The 16,367-nt window shown below is 67.2% G+C and carries 15 protein-coding genes; 11 read left to right on the forward strand and 4 right to left on the reverse strand.

The window, feature by feature from the left end; translation table 11 throughout:
• Window positions 1–117: 117 nt before the first annotated feature.
• From yajC to EX88_RS0115730, 4 genes are all read left to right on the forward strand, one after another.
• Complete coding sequence (gene yajC / locus EX88_RS0115715) at window positions 118–468, forward strand: preprotein translocase subunit YajC (protein WP_031372943.1); 351 nt, start codon at window positions 118–120, stop codon at window positions 466–468.
• Window positions 469–531: 63 nt separating this feature from the next.
• Entirely contained in the window at window positions 532–2,394 is a 1,863-nt protein-coding gene (gene secD / locus EX88_RS0115720; RefSeq protein WP_031372944.1) for a protein translocase subunit SecD, read from the forward strand.
• Between the two features lie 15 nt (window positions 2,395–2,409).
• On the forward strand, window positions 2,410–3,375 hold the full coding sequence (gene secF / locus EX88_RS0115725) for a protein translocase subunit SecF (RefSeq protein ID WP_031372945.1): 966 nt from the start codon (window positions 2,410–2,412) through the stop codon (window positions 3,373–3,375).
• A gap of 163 nt (window positions 3,376–3,538) precedes the next feature.
• Window positions 3,539–4,396: a class I SAM-dependent methyltransferase gene (locus EX88_RS0115730; protein WP_031372946.1), complete on the forward strand. Its 858-nt coding sequence runs from the start codon at window positions 3,539–3,541 to the stop codon at window positions 4,394–4,396.
• Between the two features lie 878 nt (window positions 4,397–5,274).
• Here EX88_RS0115730 and EX88_RS0115735 read toward each other — a convergent pair.
• The gene (locus EX88_RS0115735; protein ID WP_031372947.1) at window positions 5,275–6,093 is read right to left on the reverse strand and encodes an inositol monophosphatase family protein; all 819 of its coding nucleotides are present in this window, start codon (window positions 6,091–6,093) and stop codon (window positions 5,275–5,277) included.
• A gap of 95 nt (window positions 6,094–6,188) precedes the next feature.
• Between EX88_RS0115735 and EX88_RS0115740 the strand changes: the two genes are divergently transcribed.
• From EX88_RS0115740 to EX88_RS0115750, 3 genes are all read left to right on the forward strand, one after another.
• Complete coding sequence (locus tag EX88_RS0115740; RefSeq protein WP_081931073.1) at window positions 6,189–7,067, forward strand: RNA methyltransferase; 879 nt, start codon at window positions 6,189–6,191, stop codon at window positions 7,065–7,067.
• 212 nt (window positions 7,068–7,279) lie between these two features.
• Window positions 7,280–8,173: a phosphate/phosphite/phosphonate ABC transporter substrate-binding protein gene (locus EX88_RS0115745; RefSeq protein ID WP_223621137.1), complete on the forward strand. Its 894-nt coding sequence runs from the start codon at window positions 7,280–7,282 to the stop codon at window positions 8,171–8,173.
• Complete coding sequence (locus EX88_RS0115750; RefSeq protein WP_031372950.1) at window positions 8,170–10,305, forward strand: putative bifunctional diguanylate cyclase/phosphodiesterase; 2,136 nt, start codon at window positions 8,170–8,172, stop codon at window positions 10,303–10,305. Before EX88_RS0115745 ends, EX88_RS0115750 begins: the two co-directional genes overlap by 4 nt.
• A 158-nt stretch (window positions 10,306–10,463) precedes the next feature.
• On the opposite strand, the gene EX88_RS0115755 is transcribed toward EX88_RS0115750, so the two are convergent.
• Entirely contained in the window at window positions 10,464–11,159 is a 696-nt protein-coding gene (locus EX88_RS0115755; RefSeq protein ID WP_031372951.1) for an exopolysaccharide biosynthesis protein, read from the reverse strand.
• On the reverse strand, window positions 11,143–12,483 hold the full coding sequence (locus tag EX88_RS0115760) for a hemolysin family protein (protein ID WP_051885177.1): 1,341 nt from the start codon (window positions 12,481–12,483) through the stop codon (window positions 11,143–11,145). Before EX88_RS0115760 ends, EX88_RS0115755 begins: the two co-directional genes overlap by 17 nt.
• Window positions 12,484–12,832: 349 nt before the next feature.
• Between EX88_RS0115760 and EX88_RS0115765 the strand changes: the two genes are divergently transcribed.
• Window positions 12,833–13,459, forward strand: a complete 627-nt coding sequence (locus EX88_RS0115765) for a DUF47 domain-containing protein (protein ID WP_031372953.1) — start codon at window positions 12,833–12,835, stop codon at window positions 13,457–13,459.
• 10 nt (window positions 13,460–13,469) lie between these two features.
• On the forward strand, window positions 13,470–14,597 hold the full coding sequence (locus tag EX88_RS0115770; RefSeq protein ID WP_031372954.1) for an inorganic phosphate transporter: 1,128 nt from the start codon (window positions 13,470–13,472) through the stop codon (window positions 14,595–14,597).
• Between the two features lie 168 nt (window positions 14,598–14,765).
• Here the strand turns inward: EX88_RS0115770 and EX88_RS0115775 are convergent, their stop codons facing one another.
• Window positions 14,766–15,173 (reverse strand): hypothetical protein, encoded by a 408-nt coding sequence (locus tag EX88_RS0115775; RefSeq protein WP_031372955.1) that lies wholly within the window; start codon window positions 15,171–15,173, stop codon window positions 14,766–14,768.
• A 38-nt stretch (window positions 15,174–15,211) separates the two neighbouring features.
• On the opposite strand from EX88_RS0115775, the gene EX88_RS0115780 reads away from it, so the two are divergent.
• Both EX88_RS0115780 and EX88_RS0115785 read left to right on the forward strand, forming a co-directional pair.
• Window positions 15,212–15,547 carry an MGMT family protein gene (locus tag EX88_RS0115780; protein ID WP_051885178.1) on the forward strand — a complete coding sequence of 112 codons (336 nt, stop codon included), beginning with the start codon at window positions 15,212–15,214 and terminating at the stop codon, window positions 15,545–15,547.
• Between the two features lie 92 nt (window positions 15,548–15,639).
• Complete coding sequence (locus EX88_RS0115785; RefSeq protein ID WP_036149125.1) at window positions 15,640–16,353, forward strand: rhomboid family intramembrane serine protease; 714 nt, start codon at window positions 15,640–15,642, stop codon at window positions 16,351–16,353.
• Window positions 16,354–16,367: the final 14 nt, after the last annotated feature.

Below are 16,367 nucleotides of genomic sequence, written 5' to 3' on the forward strand. Positions count from 1 at the left end.
CCCGGAGGTTCCGTCACCTGCCGATAAAGCGTGCGCTGCGGCTCATTTGGGCCCCGGCCTTGACTCCAACCCAGCCGTGGCATAATCCCCGGCTATTTTTCGTTCCAGGACATTCCGATGAATCTGCTCGACCTCCTGATCGCCCCCGCTTACGCCCAGCCCGCTGGCGCGCCCGCCCCGGGCGGCTTTCTCGGCAGCGCCGGCGGCTTCGTCCTGCCGCTGATCCTGATCGGCGTCATGTACTTCCTGATCTTCCGTCCGCAGATGAAGCGCGCCAAGGAACACCGCGGCATGCTCGAGAAGCTGGCCAAGGGCGACGAAGTGCTGACCAACGGCGGCATCGCCGGCACCGTGACCGACATCGGCGAGAACTTCATCACCGTCGAAATCGCTGCCAACGTGCGCATCCGCGTGCAGAAGGGCGCGATCGCCAACGTGTTGCCCAAGGGCACCTTGAAGTCGGCCTGAGCCGACGCCACGCCTTTATTTACATAGACGCGGCGGCCGGGGAGGCTGCCGCAGGGGTTCTCGATGCTGACCTTCGCGCGCTGGAAATACTTCGCCATCCTGGTCGTACTGATCTTCAGCGTGATTTATGCGCTGCCGAACGCTTATCCGCAGGATCCGTCCGTACAGATCTCCGCGGCCCGGCCGACCGGCACCCAAGTCGATGCGACCTTGGCCAAGCGCGTCGAAGGCATCCTCGCCAAGGCGCAGATTTCCTCGAAGTCGATCCTGGTGGAGAACCAGGGCAACCTGATGGTGCGCCTGACCGACACGGACCTGCAGACCCGCGCCGCGGACCTGCTGCGTCCGCAGCTCGGCAGCGAATATGTGGTTGCCCTGAGCCTGGCCCCGACCGTGCCGGATTGGCTGCAGGCGTTCGGCGCCAAGCCGATGCCGCGCGGCCTGGACTTGCAGGGCGGCGTCCACTTCACCATGCAGGTCGACCAGGACGCCGCGCTCAACAAGCGCCTTGAGGCCTATGTCGAAGACGTGCGTTCGACCCTGCGCGACAGCAGCGTCTCCTACACCTCGGTGGTGCGTCGCGGCAACGAAGCCATCGTCGCCACGCTCGCCGCCGGCGCCAATGCCGACAAGGCGCAGAAGCAGTTGCGCACCGCCTTCCCGACCCTGACCCAGAGCCTCGACGGGCAGACCCTGACCCTGGAGATTCCGCAGTCGGAGCTGCAGCGCATCTCGCTCGACGCGATCGAGCAGAACCTGACCACCCTGCGCAACCGCATCAACGCCTTCGGCGTCGCCGAGCCGGTGATCCAGCGCCAGGGCACCGACCGCATCGTGATCCAGCTGCCGGGCCTGCAGGACACCGCCGAAGCCAAGCGCCGCATCGGCGCCACCGCGACCCTCGAGTTCCGCGCCGTGGTCGGCGACGAAGCCACCGCCGCGGCCGCCGTGCGCGACCGCAACGTGCCGCCGGACGCACGCATCTATTACAACGAAGCCAAGCAACCGCTGCTGCTGTCCAAGCGTCTGCTGGTTTCGGGCGACCAACTGGTCAACGCGATTCCGAGCAACGACCAGCAGGGCCAGCCGAGCGTCAGCATCACGCTCAACGCCATCGGCGGCCAGCGCATGCTCAACCACACCCTGGAAAACGTCGGCAAGCGTCTGGGCATCGTTTACGTCGAACAGATCCCGATCACCCAGATCGTCGACGGCAAGGAAGTGCGCACCACCCGTTCGGAAGAGCGCGTGATCAGCTCCTCGACCATCCAGGGCGTGTTCGGCAAGGACTTCCAGACCACCGGCCTGAGCCGCGAAGAAGCCAACAGCCTGGCCCGCGACCTCAAGTCCGGCGCCCTGGCCGCGCCGATGACCTTCGTCGAAGAGCGCGTGGTCGGCCCGAGCCTCGGCGCCGAGAACGTCAAGCGCGGCACCACCGCGGTGATGTTCTCCTTCATCTTCGCGCTGAGCTTCTTCCTGATCTATTACCGCATGTTCGGCCTGATCACCTGTCTGGCCCTGCTGCTGAATCTGCTGATGGTGGTCGCGGTGATGTCGCTGCCGATCGTCGGCGCGACCATGAGCCTGCCCGGCTTCGCCGGCCTGGCGCTGTCGGTCGGCATGTCGGTCGACGCCAACGTGCTCATCAACGAACGAATCCGAGAAGAGCTGCGGGCGGGTATGCCGCCGCAAACGGCGATCGCCACCGGTTACGACAAGGCCTCGGGCACGATCTTCGACTCCAACATGACCGCGTTGCTGGCGGGCCTGGCGCTGTTGATGTTCGGTACCGGCCCGCTCAAGGGCTTCGCGATCACCATGATCGTCGGCATCCTGACCTCGGTGTTCACTGCCGTGACCGTGTCGCGCGGCATCGCCACGCTGATCTACGGCAAGCGCCGCAAGCTCAAGTCCATCGCGATCTGACGGGAGAACCCAGACATGAAGATTTTCCCGCTGACCCTGCTGCCCAACGACGCCAACATCAACTTCATGAAGTTGCGTTGGGTGTCGATCGCGGTCGCCGCCCTGATCATGTTCGTCGCCATCGGCGCCATGTTCACCCGCAACTTCAACTTCGCCCTGGACTTCACCGGCGGCAACCTGGTCGAGGTGCACCTGGACAAGGCGATACCGCTGGACCAGGTGCGCGAGAAGCTGGCTGTCGACGGTTACGACAGCGCCCAGGTCCAGACCTACGGCTCGGGCACCGAGTTGCTGATCCGCCTGCAGCCGCGCGAAGGCGACGCTTCCGCATCGGCCACCGCGCACGCCGCCGCCGCGGTCATGAAGGCGGTGTCGGGCGAAGGCAACAATGCCAAGATCCTGCGCAACGAGTTCGTCGGCCCGCAGGTCGGCAAGGAACTGGCCCTCAACGGCCTGTACGCGCTGATCTTCGTGATCGTCGGCTTCCTGATCTACATCGCGTTCCGCTTCGAATGGAAGTTCGCGGTCGCCGCGATCATCACCACCCTGCACGACGTAATCGTGGTCGCCGGCTGGTTCGCCATCAGCGGCCACGAGTTCGACCTGACCGTGCTGGCCGGCATCCTGTCGGTGATGGGCTACTCGATCAACGACACCATCGTGGTGTTCGACCGCGTCCGCGAGAACTTCCGCTCGATGCGCGCCGACCCGGAGACGATCCTCAACAAGTCGATCAACCAGACTTTGTCGCGTACCGTCATCACCTCGTTCGTCGCCTTCCTGACCGTGGTCGCCCTGTACATCTACGGCGGCGGTTCGCTGCGCGGCATGGCCGAATCGCAGATGCTCGGCATCATCATCGGCACCCTGTCGTCGATCTTCGTCGCTTGCCCGCTGTTGACCCTAGGCATACTCAAGGTCAGCAAGCAGGACTTGCTGCCGAAGGCCAAGGACGAAGCGGCGCTGGCTCGCCGTCCGTAAGGGTTCGACAATCCGTTTGGAACGAAAAGGCCGCGCATTGCGCGGCCTTTTTGTTTGTATGCGCAACGCGGTACGGATTTTGTGCCGTACCAGTCGAAGCATTGAGAAGAGCAATCCCAAAGGCGTAGCCTGTAGCGCACCGCAAAGCGATCCCGAGCGAACTTTGACCGCCACCAACCAACAACAAATCAACGACTGGAACGGTCCGGTCGGCGCGCGCTGGCTGACTTATAACGATTGGCTCGACGAGCGCACCGCGGCTTATGGCCAGGCGGCTTTCGCCGCGGCGGCGCCGCAAGCCGGCGAGGCGGTGTTGGACATCGGTTGCGGGGCGGGGGCGACCTCGTTCGAGCTCGTGCGTGCGGTCGGGTCGGGCGGGCGAGTGGTCGGTGTCGACGTGTCCGAGCCCTTGGTCGGGCGGGCGCAGGAGCGCGCGCAGGCCTTGGGCCTGCCGGTCGAGTTCCGCCTCGCCGATGCCAGCCGGCCGTTGTTCGCGCCGCATAGTTTCGATCTGCTGTACTCGCGTTTCGGGGTGATGTTCTTCGACGATCCGGTGGCGGCGTTCGCGGAGTTGCGTAAGACGCTGAAGCCGGGTGGGCGGCTCGCGTTCGCCTGCTGGAAGGCGCCAGCGGAGAACGATTGGTATGTGCTGCCCTTGCAGGCGATCCGCGACATCGTCGGGCAGGATGCCGTCGACACCAACGCGCCGGGGCCGTTCGCGTTCAGCGATCCTCAGCGGGTCGCGCGCGTGCTCGGCGAGGCCGGTTTCGAGGCGGTGGAATGGCAGCCGTTCGAGGCGCCGTTCTACTACGGCCGCGGCGACACTCGCGAGGCGATGATCGAGGACGCGCTGTCGCAGGTGTTCCGGGTCGGTCCGGTCGCGCGTCTGTTGGCGGCGCAGAGTGACGAGGTGCGCGAGCGGGCGACGGTGGCGATCCGCGAGGCGCTGTCGGGCATCGCGACCGGGCAGGGCATCGCGGTCAGCGGCGCGACCTGGGTGGTGACGGCGCGCGCGCCTTGATCCGATGTTTGTATCGATGAAGATGCGGGCTCAGGCGTAAGTGAGCCTGTTTTCCGGCGAATGGAGTCTAGCCGAATGCGTTGGCCGATCATGCTGGCCGCGACCGCGGGACGCGCAGAGACTGCGCCGCCGAGGTCGTTGATGAAAGCGGTGATCTGTCGCAGGGTAGGAGCGACGCAAGTCGCGACCGCGCTGCTTCGGTCTCGTGGCGCATCCGGCCGTAGCCCCGCTGTAGGAGCGGCGCAAGCCGCGACCGCAACACCTCCAGATCAGCGCGTCGTTATCGCAAAGTCGCGGTCGCGGCTTGCGCCGCTCCTACCCGAAAGAGGAGTCGTTGCGGTTGCGGTAGCCGTAGAGAGCTTGGCGCAGCTCCGAACTCACGATGCAACCGCAGACCCGGAGGGCGGCGCACAGGACGTGCGCCGTTTTTCGATCGGACAAGGATGTCCTATCGAAAAATCCCGGCGCCAGCTGCGTACTCGCAGGGGAGCTTCGTCAAGGAAGGCCTCTCTTTGGTTAGCTTTGACCGAAGGGAATCCAGACGGACTTTTGGGCCAGCAAAAGAAAGTGACCGAAGGGAATCCAGACGGACTTTTGGGCCAGCAAAAGAAAGTAACCCGGCCGCTTTAGCGGACGGAAGCTTTGTTCTTGATGTTGCTTCGTCGCTCTGCGGCAAGAGTCGCAACAAGCGCGAACTGCGCGGTCGCGACTTGCGTCGCTCCTACCGGGGAGGGAGCATCGCCTTTTGATTCAGGCGGAGCCTTTGTAAGTTTACGGGCTGGCCTTCGACAGGCGCGCGCCCTCCGCGAGCCCACCCGACAACGAAAAACGCCGCGATCTCTCGCGGCGTTTTTCTTGTTGCGATGAGCAGGCGCGTCTCAGTCGAACGCGGCCGCGTAGCCGGTGTTGACGATGCGGTGCTGCAGCGCGTCGGCGATCTTGAGGTTGCCGGCGATGATCTGGCGCGGGGCGAGGCCGCGGTTGTCCATCGGCCCGGTCGAGCGGCCCTTGAAGTCGGAGATCTTGCCGCCGGCTTCGCGCACCATCAGGGCGCCCGCGGCGATGTCCCAGGGCTTCACGCCGGCTTCGAAATAAGCGTCGGCGCGGCCGCAGGCGACGTAGGCCAGGTCGAGCGCGGCCGAACCGGTGCGGCGCACGTCCTCGGCATCGACGAGCAGGTTGTCCAGGCACTTGAGGTGGGCGCTGGTGCGCGCGCGTTCGCGCGGCGGGAAGCCGGTGATCAGCATCGCGCCGTTGAGGTCCTTGCGCTCGGCGATGCGCACGCGCTTTTCGTTGAGCTGGGTGCCGCTGCCGCGGCTGGTGGTGAACAGATCGTTGCGCAGCGGGTCGAAGATCACGCCGTGGATCGGTTCGCCGTTTTCGCACAGGGCGATCGACACGCAGAAATGCGGGATGCCGTGCAGGTAGTTGCTGGTGCCGTCGAGCGGGTCGATGACCCAGGTGAAGCGGGCCTGGCCGATCGGGCCGCTTTCCTCGCCGAGGATGGCGTAGTCGGGGGTGGCGCGGCGGAATTCCTTGATGATTTCCGCTTCGGCGAGGTTGTCGACCTCGCTCGCGTAGTCCATGCGGTCCTTCTCGACGATGTTCAGCGCATCCAGCCGGTGCATGTGGCGGAGCAACACGTTACCGGCGGCGCGGGCGGCCTTGACCATGAGGGTGACGGCGGGTTTCTGCATGGCGTACGGCCTCGAGCGTGTGAGGTGGGGCAGGACTGACGGGGGTAAAGAGCGGACCGGCGCTTTGGCCGGGGCGGGGAGTTTACCATCTGCGCATGAACCCCGATCTCCGCAATGAAGCGGCGCCCCCCGAGGCGCCCGATCCGATCAATTCCCCGGCCGGCTCCCCCGGCCATCCGCAGCCGGACCCGGCCTGCGAGGGCCGCCCCGCAGCCACGGCGCCGGACCCGGCCGCCGCCCATACCCGTATCGTCCTGGTCGGCACCCAGCACCCCGGCAATATCGGCTCGGCGGCCCGGGCGATGAAGACCATGGGCCTGAGCCGGCTGATCCTGGTCGCGCCCGAGAAGGGCCTGGACCGCGACGCCTACGCGATGGCCGCCGGCGCCGACGACCTGCTTGAATCGGCGGTGATCGTGCCCGACCTGGCCACCGCCGTGGCCGACTGCCACCTGGTCCTGGGCTGCACCGCGCGCAGCCGCCGCATCGCCCTGGAAGAACTGGTGCCGCGCGACGCCGCGGCGCGGGTCGACACGCTGGCCCGCAGCGGCGGCGAAGTCGCGGTGGTGTTCGGCCGCGAGCGCACCGGCCTGGACAACGACGAGCTGCAGCTCTGCCACGCCGCCGTGCATATCCCCGCCAACCCGGACTACAGCTCCTTGAACCTCGGCGCCGCGGTGCAGGTGCTGAGCTACGAACTGCGCATGGCCGCCCTGGCCGCGGCCGAAGCCGGCGGCGGCGCGGAACGGCGCGACCCGCCGGCCTCGCACGCGCAACTGGAGGGCTTTTTCAGCCAGCTCGGCGAGGCTCTGGATGCGATCGATTTCCACAAGGGCCGGGCGCCCGAATCGGCCATGCGCAAGCTGCGCCGGCTGTTCCTGCGCGCCGACCTGGACGAGCGCGAAGTGCGCCTGCTGCGCGGCGTGCTGGCCGATGTCGAGCGCATGGCCATGCTGGCCGGGCAGCGCCGCTGAAGCCCGGTCGGGCCTGCCGGTGGCGGCATCCGTGACAGCGATTCGGCAGCACGGGCGAGGGGGCCATCGGCGGCCGGCGCGACGAGGTATCGGTCGGCCCCGGGTTTCGATTACGCTGCGCTGGCAATCCGACCAGGTGAAGGCTGTTGATCGCTAGTACGCGGTTTCTCGGTTTGCTGTTCGGGCTCGTCCTGGCCGGGGCGTTGGCTCCCGTGGCCGTGTCGTCGGCCCACGAGACCGAAAACGGGCACAAGGACGGGGCCGATGCCCACGTCCTGGTCCTGGGCCGCATCAGCGACGATCCCAAGGCCCACTACGAGCAACTCAAGCCCTTGCTGGACTACGTGATCCCGCGCATGGCCGACGTCGGCATCCGCGAGGGCCGCATCCTGATGGCCAAGGACGCCCAGCAGATGGGCAGCTACATGCGCCGCGGCCGGGTCGACTGGGTCACCGAGACCGCCGGCACCGCGGTCCTGCTGCACCAGCGCGCCGATGCGCGCCTGATGCTGTTGACCGAGCGCGACGGCGTCAGCCACTACCACAGCGTGTTCTTCGCCCGCCGCGACAGCGGCCTGCGCTCGCTCGACGACCTCAGCGGGCACAACGTCGCCTTCCAGCGCCCGTCCTCGACCAGCGCCTATTTCGTGCCGGCCGCGGCCCTGCTCGAACGCGGTTTGTCGCTGGAGATCCTGCTGTCGCCGACCGACCGCATCAACCGCGGCGCGGTCGGCTATCTGTTCGCGCGGTCCGAGCTCAACATCTCGACCTGGGTGCACAAGCGCCTGGTCGATGCCGGGGTGATGAGCAACCTGGACTGGGACAACCCGCGCCGCGTGCCCGATGCCTTCCGCCGCGACCTGGTCGTGATCGGCCGCAGCGAGGACTACCCGCGCGCGCTCGAACTGGTGCGCGGCGACTTGAACCCGAAGGTCGCCGCCCGCCTGCGCGAAGTGTTGCTGGAGGCCGCCGGCGATCCCGATGCCGGCGAGGCGTTGCTGCGCTTCTTCAAGACCACCCGCTTCATGCCGATCGACCCGGCCTCGCAGCGCGCGCTCGAACATATTTCCGACGGTGTCGCGCGCGTGCGCGCGGAGGTCGAATGAATCTGCGCGCCGGCTTGCAGGTCAAGTTCTTCGCCATCATGGCGGTGGCCTTCCTGGTCGTGGTGACCCTGATCCTGATGCTGCTCAATCGCCAGGAGCGCATGCAGAGCGAAGTCGTCGGCATCAGCCGCGAGGCGATGCGCGACACCATCGCCGAAAGCCTGAGCCGGCACGGCGAGGGCGAGGTGACCCAACTCGCCGGCTCGCTGACCAATCCGCTGTATTACTTCGACCTGGACGCCATCGGCGAGCTCGGGCGCGCGGCGATGATGAATCCCAGCGTGCGCTACGTCATCGTCTACGACAACGAAGGCAACATCGTCCACGACGGCAACGAAGAGATCCCCAGCTACGGTAAGCGCATGGACGATGCGATGGCGGCCAAGATCATCACCGCCCAGGCCTTGTCCACCCAGTGGAGCGAGACCACGCTCGACGTGTCCGCGCCGATCAAGGTCGGCCAGCAACGCCTCGGCGGGGTGCGCGTGGGCTACGACCTCAAGGCCATGCGCGCCTACCAGGACACCGCCCTGGACAAGGTGCGCCAGCGCCTGGAAGACCTCGGCCGCCGCCAGTTGTTCTGGGTCGGCGTGCTCAGCGTCGGCCTGCTCGCGCTCGGCGGCCTGATGCTGTGGCTGATCCAGCGTTGGCTGGTCAACCCGATCCGAGAACTCGCCGATGCCGCCCACATCATCGAGAACGGCCAGTTCGACAGCGCGCCGCCGGCCGCCCACAGCAACGACGAGGTCGGCGACCTGATGCAGGCCTTCGGCCGCATGAGCCAGAGCCTGGCCCGGCACGACCGCGACATCCGCCGCATGGCCTATACCGACGCCCTGACCGGCCTGGCCAACCGGCTCGCGTTCCGCGAAGTGTTGGACCAGCGCCTGCTGCACCTGCGCGGCGACAGCGGGCAATTGGGCTTGTTGTTCGCCGACATCGACGACTTCAAGCGCGTCAACGACACCCTCGGCCACGACGCCGGCGACGAGGTGCTGCTGCAGTTCGCCAACCGCATCCAGGAAACCGTGCAGCGCATCGGTGGCGAACGCGCCTTGCTGGCTCGCTTCGGCGGCGACGAGTTCGTGATCCTGGTCGAGGGCAGCCGCGAGCGCAACGGCGAGGCGCGCACAGTCGCGACCCATCTGGCCGAGGTGCTGGTCGGCGAACTCGGCCAGCCGATCGTGGTCCACGACCGCCAAGTGTTCCTTGGCACCTCGATCGGCGTGACCCTGTATCCCGAAGACGCGTCCGGCGCGACCGCGCTGATGAAGAACGGCGACATCGCCATGTACCAGGCCAAGGTCGCCGGCAAGAACTGCTACCGCTTCTACAGCCGGGCGATGGACCAGGCGGTCGAGCGCCGCGTGCACCTGGAGCACGAGCTGCGCGGCGCCTGGGATCGCGGCGAGTTGAGTCTGGTCTATCAGCCGGTATTCCGTCTCGCCGACGGCGCCATGGTCGGCGCCGAAGCCTTGCTGCGTTGGAAGCATCCCGAGCAAGGGTTGATCGCGCCATCGGTGTTCATCGATGTGGCCGAGCAGAGCGGGCTGATCGAAACCCTCGGCCCGCAGGTGCTGCGTGCGGCCTGCGAAGATGCGATCGCCTGGCATCGCGCGCGGCCCGGCGCCGAGCCGCTGTTCGTGTCGGTCAATGTCTCGCCGCGCCAGTTGCGCAGCGGCGACCTGCCGAACGTGGTCGCGGCCTGCCTGCAGGAAACCGGTTTGCCGGCCGCGCATCTGCATCTGGAGCTCACCGAGACGGCGGTGATCGGCGACGAGATCCATGCCAGCAGCCTGCTGGCGCGCTTGCGCGCCAGCGGGGTCAAGGTCTGGCTCGACGATTTCGGCACCGGCTTCTCCGGCCTGAGCCATCTGCGCCGGGTGCCGGTCGACGGGGTCAAGATCGACCGCAGTTTCATCGCCGACGTGTTGCGCGACCCGGACGACCTGGCGCTGACCACGGCGATCATCGCCATGGCGCATTCGTTAGGCATCACCGTGGTCGCCGAGGGCGTGGAGAAGGAGGGCCAGTACGCGGTGTTGCGCGAGCGCGGCTGCGATCTCGCCCAGGGCTATTGGCTCGGTCACCCGGTCAATACCGAGGAATTCCTGGCGCTGTTGATGAGCTGAGGCGGCGCGACCGGGGGCGTCGGTCATGACTCCCGTCCTCCAAAGCCAGGCAACCCAGGGCCGGGCGGTGCAAGCCGCGACCCCGGCGGCGCGGCGTTATCGATGAGCCGCGCTATGCCGCCCGACACCCATCGCGGCGCTTCGACGCAAGCTGCGCTTCAGCCGATCTTGTCTTGCGCCAGGGCGATCCACTCGGCCAGGGCCTGGGCCAGGCTGCCGGACAAAATGCCGAACACCGCCACCGCGATCGAGCCGGCGACCCAGGCCACGCCCATGAGCTTGCCGTCGCGTTCGAGCAGCGCGAACGCGAACAACAGCAGCAGGGCGCCGAACAGGAAGTTGGTCAGCGGGATCGGCAGCGACAGCAGGATGCCGAGCAGCACCAGCAGCAAGCCGGTGAAGGCGTTGGCGGCGCGATGATCGAGCATGGCCGGCGCGCGCGGGCTGACGATCCGCTCCAGGCGGCTCAGCCACGGCGCCAGCAGATTGCGGAACTTGCCCATCGCCTTGCGGTGCGGGCCGCGGCGGGCGATGAAGCCCGGCAGCCACGGCTTGCGCAGGCCGATCAGCAACTGCAGCCCGACCAGCACCACCAACGGCCCGCTGATCGCGCCGCCGACGCCCGGGATCGGGATGAAGGCGGGCAGGGTGGACACGAACAGCAGCATGCCGAAGGAACGGTTGCCGAGCCCGGCGATCACGTCGCCGAACTTGACCACTTCCTCCGGATCGCCGGCGACGATGGCATCGAGCAGCGCGCGCGTGCCGGCCTCGTGCGGCTTGTGACCGTGTCGCCGGTCCCGCGACGGCTGGTCGTCTTCGCCGTCGGGGCCGTTGTCAGCCGCTGCTGTCATCGTCGCTGGACTCCGGCGGTTTCGGCAGATGGCGGTGCAACAGCAGTTTGTCGATGCGCGGCCCGTCGAGGTCGATCACCTCGACCCGCCAACCCAGCCAGCTGAAGTGCTCGCCGACGTGCGGGATGCGGCCGAAGTGGGCGATCACCATGCCGGCGGCGGTGTGGAAATCGTGCTCGTCCTCGTCGGGCAGGCGCCCGCCGCCGATCACCTCGCGCAGCTCTTCCACCGGCAGGGCGCCGTCGATCAGGTAGGAGCCGTCCTCGCGTTGCACCACCGGGCCGGGCTGGTCGTCGGACTCGGCGGTCTGGATGCGGCCGATCACCGCGCCCATCAGGTCGTTGACCGTGACCAGGCCGGTGACGTCGCCGTATTCGTCGACCACCAGGGCCAGCGACTGCTGCTCCTCGCGGAAGATCTCCAGCAGCTTGAGAGCGTGGGTCGACTCGGACACGAACAAGGCTTCGGTCAGCTGGCCGAACAGGTCCGGCAGATTGCCGACGCCGAGATTGCGCAGCAGGGTCTTGGCTTCGAGCACGCCGAGCACGTCCTGGTCGCTGCCGCGGTAGACCGGGAAACGCGAGAACGGCGATTCGCGCATGGCCGCCAGGTTGTCCTCGATGCTCGCGCCGGCATCGAGCCAGGCGATGCGGGTGCGCGGCGTCATCAGGCTTTCGGCGGTGCGATCGCCGAGGCTGAGCACGCGATTCATCATCTTGCGCTCGTCGGCGTCGATCACGCCCTGCTCGTGGCTTTCGCTGACCAACAGGCGGATCTCTTCTTCGCTGATCTCGCTGCGGGCATCGTCCTTGATCCCGAGCAGGCGCAGCACCAGGCGGTTGATCGCGCCGAGCGCGCCGACCACCGGTTTGGCGAAACGGGCCAGGCCGGCCAGGACGATCGCCACCGAACTGGCGATCTTTTCCGGATTGGTCAGGGCCAGCCGCTTGGGGATCAGTTCGCCGAAGATCACGCTGGAAGCGGTGATCAGGGTGACCGCGGTGCCGATGCCGATGCTGCGCGCGTACTCGGCCGCGCCCGGCAGCACGCCGCTGAGCCAGCCGGCGATGGCCAGGCCGATCGACTCGCCGCCGAAGGTGCCGGTGAGCACGCCGATCGCGGTGATGCCGACCTGCACGGTCGAGAGCAGGTGGTCGGGGCGTTCGGCCAGCTGCAGGGCGACGCGGGCGCCGCGGCTGGGGTGCGCCGGGTCCTCGGCCATCTGCTTCAGGCGCAGCTTGCGCGAGGTCATCAGCGCCATCTCCGACATCGCGAAGAAGGCGTTGAGGACGATCAGGGCCATGACGATCAGTAGTTCCAGCATCGGCAATGCCTCCTGTGGCCGGTGGGTTCACGGAAGGAGCGCGCTGCGCGATGGGAGGGGGCCGTCGAGGCGCGGCCGGGCGGCGGTTTTGGGTCGTCGTCCATGGAAGAGGTTTGGGGGGAGCGTACTGTAAGGAACCGGGGGCCGATCTTAGCAGGCCTTCACGACCGCCCCTCGTGAAAGGCCGGGCGGGCGGGACGGCAGGGTCGGTGCGCGTTTCCAGGTCTTGGGGGCGCCCCGGGCGGCCGTCAAGGTGGGCGCGGCGGCGTCAAACCGTCATAATCGCGCCCGCAAACCCTTCGGCCCGGCGCGGCCGGCACGTATCGGCCCAGCCCAGAGGCACCCCAGCATGTTTTCCCTGCAGACCATTTTCGGCCAAGGCAACCAGTTCTATACCCTGCTGGAGGAGGCCGCCGTCGCCGCCCACGACAGCACCAAGGCCCTGCACGCCATGCTCAAGGAGTCCGACCGCCAGCCGGCGCTGGACGCGTTCAAGCTGGCCCGCCAGCGCGAGCGCGAGACCTCCGACAAGATCAGCCAGGAGCTGGTCGACAGCTTCATCACCCCGATCGAGCGCGAGGACATCGAATCGCTGAGCTCGGCGCTTTACAAGATCCCCAAGCAGGTCGAGAAGTTCGCCGACCGCTATTCGCTGGCGACCCGCCATCTGGAGCACATCGACTTCGCGCCGCGCGCGGCGATGCTCGAACAGGCCGCCGGGGTGGTGGTGAAGATGGTCCACCAGCTGCGCCAGCTCAAGCTGGAGCCGATGAAGGCCCTCAACGACCAGCTGCGTGCGCTCGAGAACGAGGCCGACCGGCTGATGCTCGAGCTGTACCGCGACATTTATTCCGGCCAGCTCGACAACCTGCAGATGTTCCTGCTCAAGGAGTTCTTCGAGATCCTGGAAAAGGCGATCGACCGCTGCCGCGAGGCCGGCGTGGTCGCCTACCAGATCGTCCTGAAAAACTCCTGAGGCGCGCGCGATGCTGACGCTCGTCCTGGTGGTGATAGTCGCGGCTCTGATCTTCGAGTACGTCAACGGCTTTCACGACACCGCCAATTCCATCGCCACCGTGGTCGCGACCAAGGTGCTGTCGCCGATGCAGGCGGTGATCCTGGCCGCGTCGACCAATCTGATCGGCGCCCTGTGGGGCACCGCGGTCGCCAAGACCATCGCCTCGGGCCTGATCGACGCCGGCGTGGTCGAGGTCGGCTCGCAGCTGATCCTGTGCGCGCTGCTCGGCGGCATCATCTGGAACCTGATCACCTGGTGGCTGGGCCTGCCGTCCTCGTCCTCGCACGCGCTGATCGGCGGGTTGTGCGGCGCGGCCATCGCGGCGGCCTCGAACAACTGGCACGCGGTGGTCTGGTCGCACCCGGCCGAACCGATCTGGAAAAGCGCCGGCGTGCTGTGGAAGGTGATCGTGCCGATGTTCACCTCGCCGGTGCTGGGCTTCACCGCCGGCTTCCTGGTGATGGGCGTGCTGTTCGCGATCATCTCGTTCATGGCGCGCAGCGGCGGCGTGCTGGCGCGGATCGCGCGGCCGCGCTGGGTCAACAGTTTCTTCGGCAAGGCGCAGTTGGTCAGCGCCGCCGGCATGGGCTTCGCCCACGGCATGAACGATGCGCAGAAGACCATGGGCATCATCGCCCTGGCGCTGATGAGCGCGCAGCAGGCCGGTACGCTCGACAATCTGCCGGCATGGCTGGCCTTCCTGCATCCCTCGCCGAATGCGATCGCCCATAACGACATCGACACCTGGATCAAGCTGACCTGCGCGGTGGTGATGGCCGCCGGTACCGCCGCCGGCGGCTGGCGCATCATCAAGACCCTCGGCCACAAGCTGGTCAAGCTGCACCCGATCCACGGCTTCGCCGCCGAGACCAGCGCCGCGTCGGTGATCATGTTCGCGTCCTCGCTGGGCATCCCGGTGTCGACCACCCACAACATCTCCGCCGCGATCATGGGCGTGGGCACGGCCAAGCGTTTCAACTCGATCAAGTGGACCGTGGTCGAGAAGATGATCTGGGCCTGGATCCTGACTATTCCGGCCGCCGGCGGCATCGCCTACGCGCTGTTCGAGGCGATGCGGTTCTTCGGTTGGATTTGAGTCGCGTTGGTCGCGCGATGCGGCAGGTCAGTGCATAACGAAAGGCCCGCAGCGATGCGGGCCTTTTTGTTGCGGGGTTTGTTTATTGCACCTCGGCGACGGCGTTGGCCCGAAGCCTCGAGCGCGATCCCCCGGAGGCCGGAGAGATCGGAAACCTCAAACGACGCCTTACAGCAGATCGCCGTCCGCCGACAGCACGCGCTCCATGCGGTCGCCCACGCCGCCGATCTCCATCACCAGGCGCTGCAGCTCGGCCGCGTCCAGGGTTTCGGCGGGGCGGTTCTCGCACAGTTGCAGATAGGGCACGCCGTCGAGGTCGCCGATGGCGAGGTAGCCGACGTGGCTTTCCCAGTTGAAGGCCAGCGCGCGGCGCGCGTCCAGACCGGTGGTCGGAGCGATCGCGGTGCTCACGCGCACGAACGGACGGCCGTCGTCGTCTTCCAGTTCGGACAGGAAGATCGCTTGGTGGCGCGTGCCCTGTTCGAGCGAGAGCTCGATGCAGATCACGTTTTCGTCGTGGACGGTGAGGTGGAACCCGGCTCGGGTCAGATGGGTACGGATCTGTTCGAAATGCATGGGCGACTCCTGCGCGTTGCAGGGCATATGCTACCGCGATGGACAGCGAAACTGCCGCAAAACGCATCCGGGCTGCGATCCGCGCCATCCCCAAGGGCGAAGTCGCCGGCTACGGCGAGGTCGCGCGCCGCGCCGGGCTGCCCGGACGGGCCCGTCTGGTGGCGCGCCTGCTCAGCGAGAACGACGACGCCAAGCTGCCCTGGCACCGGGTGCTGCGTTCGGACGGGCGTATCGCGCTGCCGGAAGGTTCGGCCGGTTATCGCGAGCAGTGCCAGCGCCTGCGCGCCGAAGGCGTGGCGGTGGTGAACGGGCGCGTGCGCGGCCAGCGTGCGGCGCCGACTCTGGATTCGCAGATCTGGGGCCCGACCGACTGAACGCAGCCTGCGCGCGGGCCGCGCCTCGACGCGATGCTCACGGTGCGACGCCGAGGCAGCGGCTACCATAGCGCCCGATTCGAGGAGCCGCGATGTTTTCCAGTATCCCGCCGGTCGTCAGGAAACTGCTGATCGCCAATGTCGTCGTATTCATCCTGCAAGCGCTGTTGAGCCAAGGCGATGCGACGCGCGGTTGGGTGCTGTGGTGCGAGTTGTGGCCGTGGTTGCCCGCGCATATCCCGGCTGCCGGCAACTTCATGCCGTGGCAGTTGCTGACATCGGGCTTCATGCACGGCGGCATCGGCCACCTCGTGTTCAATATGCTGGCGCTGGTGATGTTCGGCGCTTCGCTCGAATACGAATGGGGCGCCAGACGTTTTGCGATCTATTACTTCACCTGCCTGATCGGTTCGGCGTTGTTGCAGTTGCTGATCGCCTCGATCGCCGCGCGCCAGGGCGACGTCTATGTGACCCTGGGCGCTTCGGGCGCGGTTTACGGCCTGCTGTTGGCCTACGGCATGCTGTTCCCGAACCGGCGAGTGACCTTGTTGCCGTTCCCGATCGTGCTCAAGGCGCGCACCCTGGTCATCATCTACGCGGTCGCCGCGGTGTTCTACGGCGTCTTCGCCCAGGGCACCGGCGTCGCTCATTTCGCCCACCTCGGCGGCATGCTGGTCGGTTGGCTGACCATTCTGTATTGGCGCAAGCGACCGCCGGGCAGCGGTCGCGGTGGCCCCCGCCGCGATCCGCGCGTGGAAGCGCTGCGCCAGCGCAGGCGGACCACCAAGCTGCGCGTGGTCAAGTAACGCCGAACAGCGCC

The organism is Lysobacter antibioticus (genome assembly GCF_000731095.1).
GTDB classification, from domain to species: Bacteria; Pseudomonadota; Gammaproteobacteria; order Xanthomonadales; family Xanthomonadaceae; genus Lysobacter; species Lysobacter antibioticus_B.

Excerpts from the sequence above, each read along its gene's own strand:
- yajC (WP_031372943.1), top strand. The coding sequence starts at position 118 with ATGAATCTGCTCGACCTCCTGATCGCCCCCGCTTACGCCCAGCCCGCT.
- secD (WP_031372944.1), top strand. The coding sequence starts at position 532 with ATGCTGACCTTCGCGCGCTGGAAATACTTCGCCATCCTGGTCGTACTG.
- secF (WP_031372945.1), top strand. The coding sequence starts at position 2,410 with ATGAAGATTTTCCCGCTGACCCTGCTGCCCAACGACGCCAACATCAAC.
- EX88_RS0115735 (WP_031372947.1), bottom strand. The coding sequence starts at position 6,093 with ATGCAGAAACCCGCCGTCACCCTCATGGTCAAGGCCGCCCGCGCCGCC.
- EX88_RS0115740 (WP_081931073.1), top strand. The coding sequence starts at position 6,189 with ATGAACCCCGATCTCCGCAATGAAGCGGCGCCCCCCGAGGCGCCCGAT.
- EX88_RS0115750 (WP_031372950.1), top strand. The coding sequence starts at position 8,170 with ATGAATCTGCGCGCCGGCTTGCAGGTCAAGTTCTTCGCCATCATGGCG.
- EX88_RS0115755 (WP_031372951.1), bottom strand. The coding sequence starts at position 11,159 with ATGACAGCAGCGGCTGACAACGGCCCCGACGGCGAAGACGACCAGCCG.
- EX88_RS0115760 (WP_051885177.1), bottom strand. The coding sequence starts at position 12,483 with ATGCTGGAACTACTGATCGTCATGGCCCTGATCGTCCTCAACGCCTTC.
- EX88_RS0115765 (WP_031372953.1), top strand. The coding sequence starts at position 12,833 with ATGTTTTCCCTGCAGACCATTTTCGGCCAAGGCAACCAGTTCTATACC.
- EX88_RS0115770 (WP_031372954.1), top strand. The coding sequence starts at position 13,470 with ATGCTGACGCTCGTCCTGGTGGTGATAGTCGCGGCTCTGATCTTCGAG.
- EX88_RS0115775 (WP_031372955.1), bottom strand. The coding sequence starts at position 15,173 with ATGCATTTCGAACAGATCCGTACCCATCTGACCCGAGCCGGGTTCCAC.
- EX88_RS0115780 (WP_051885178.1), top strand. The coding sequence starts at position 15,212 with ATGGACAGCGAAACTGCCGCAAAACGCATCCGGGCTGCGATCCGCGCC.
- EX88_RS0115785 (WP_036149125.1), top strand. The coding sequence starts at position 15,640 with ATGTTTTCCAGTATCCCGCCGGTCGTCAGGAAACTGCTGATCGCCAAT.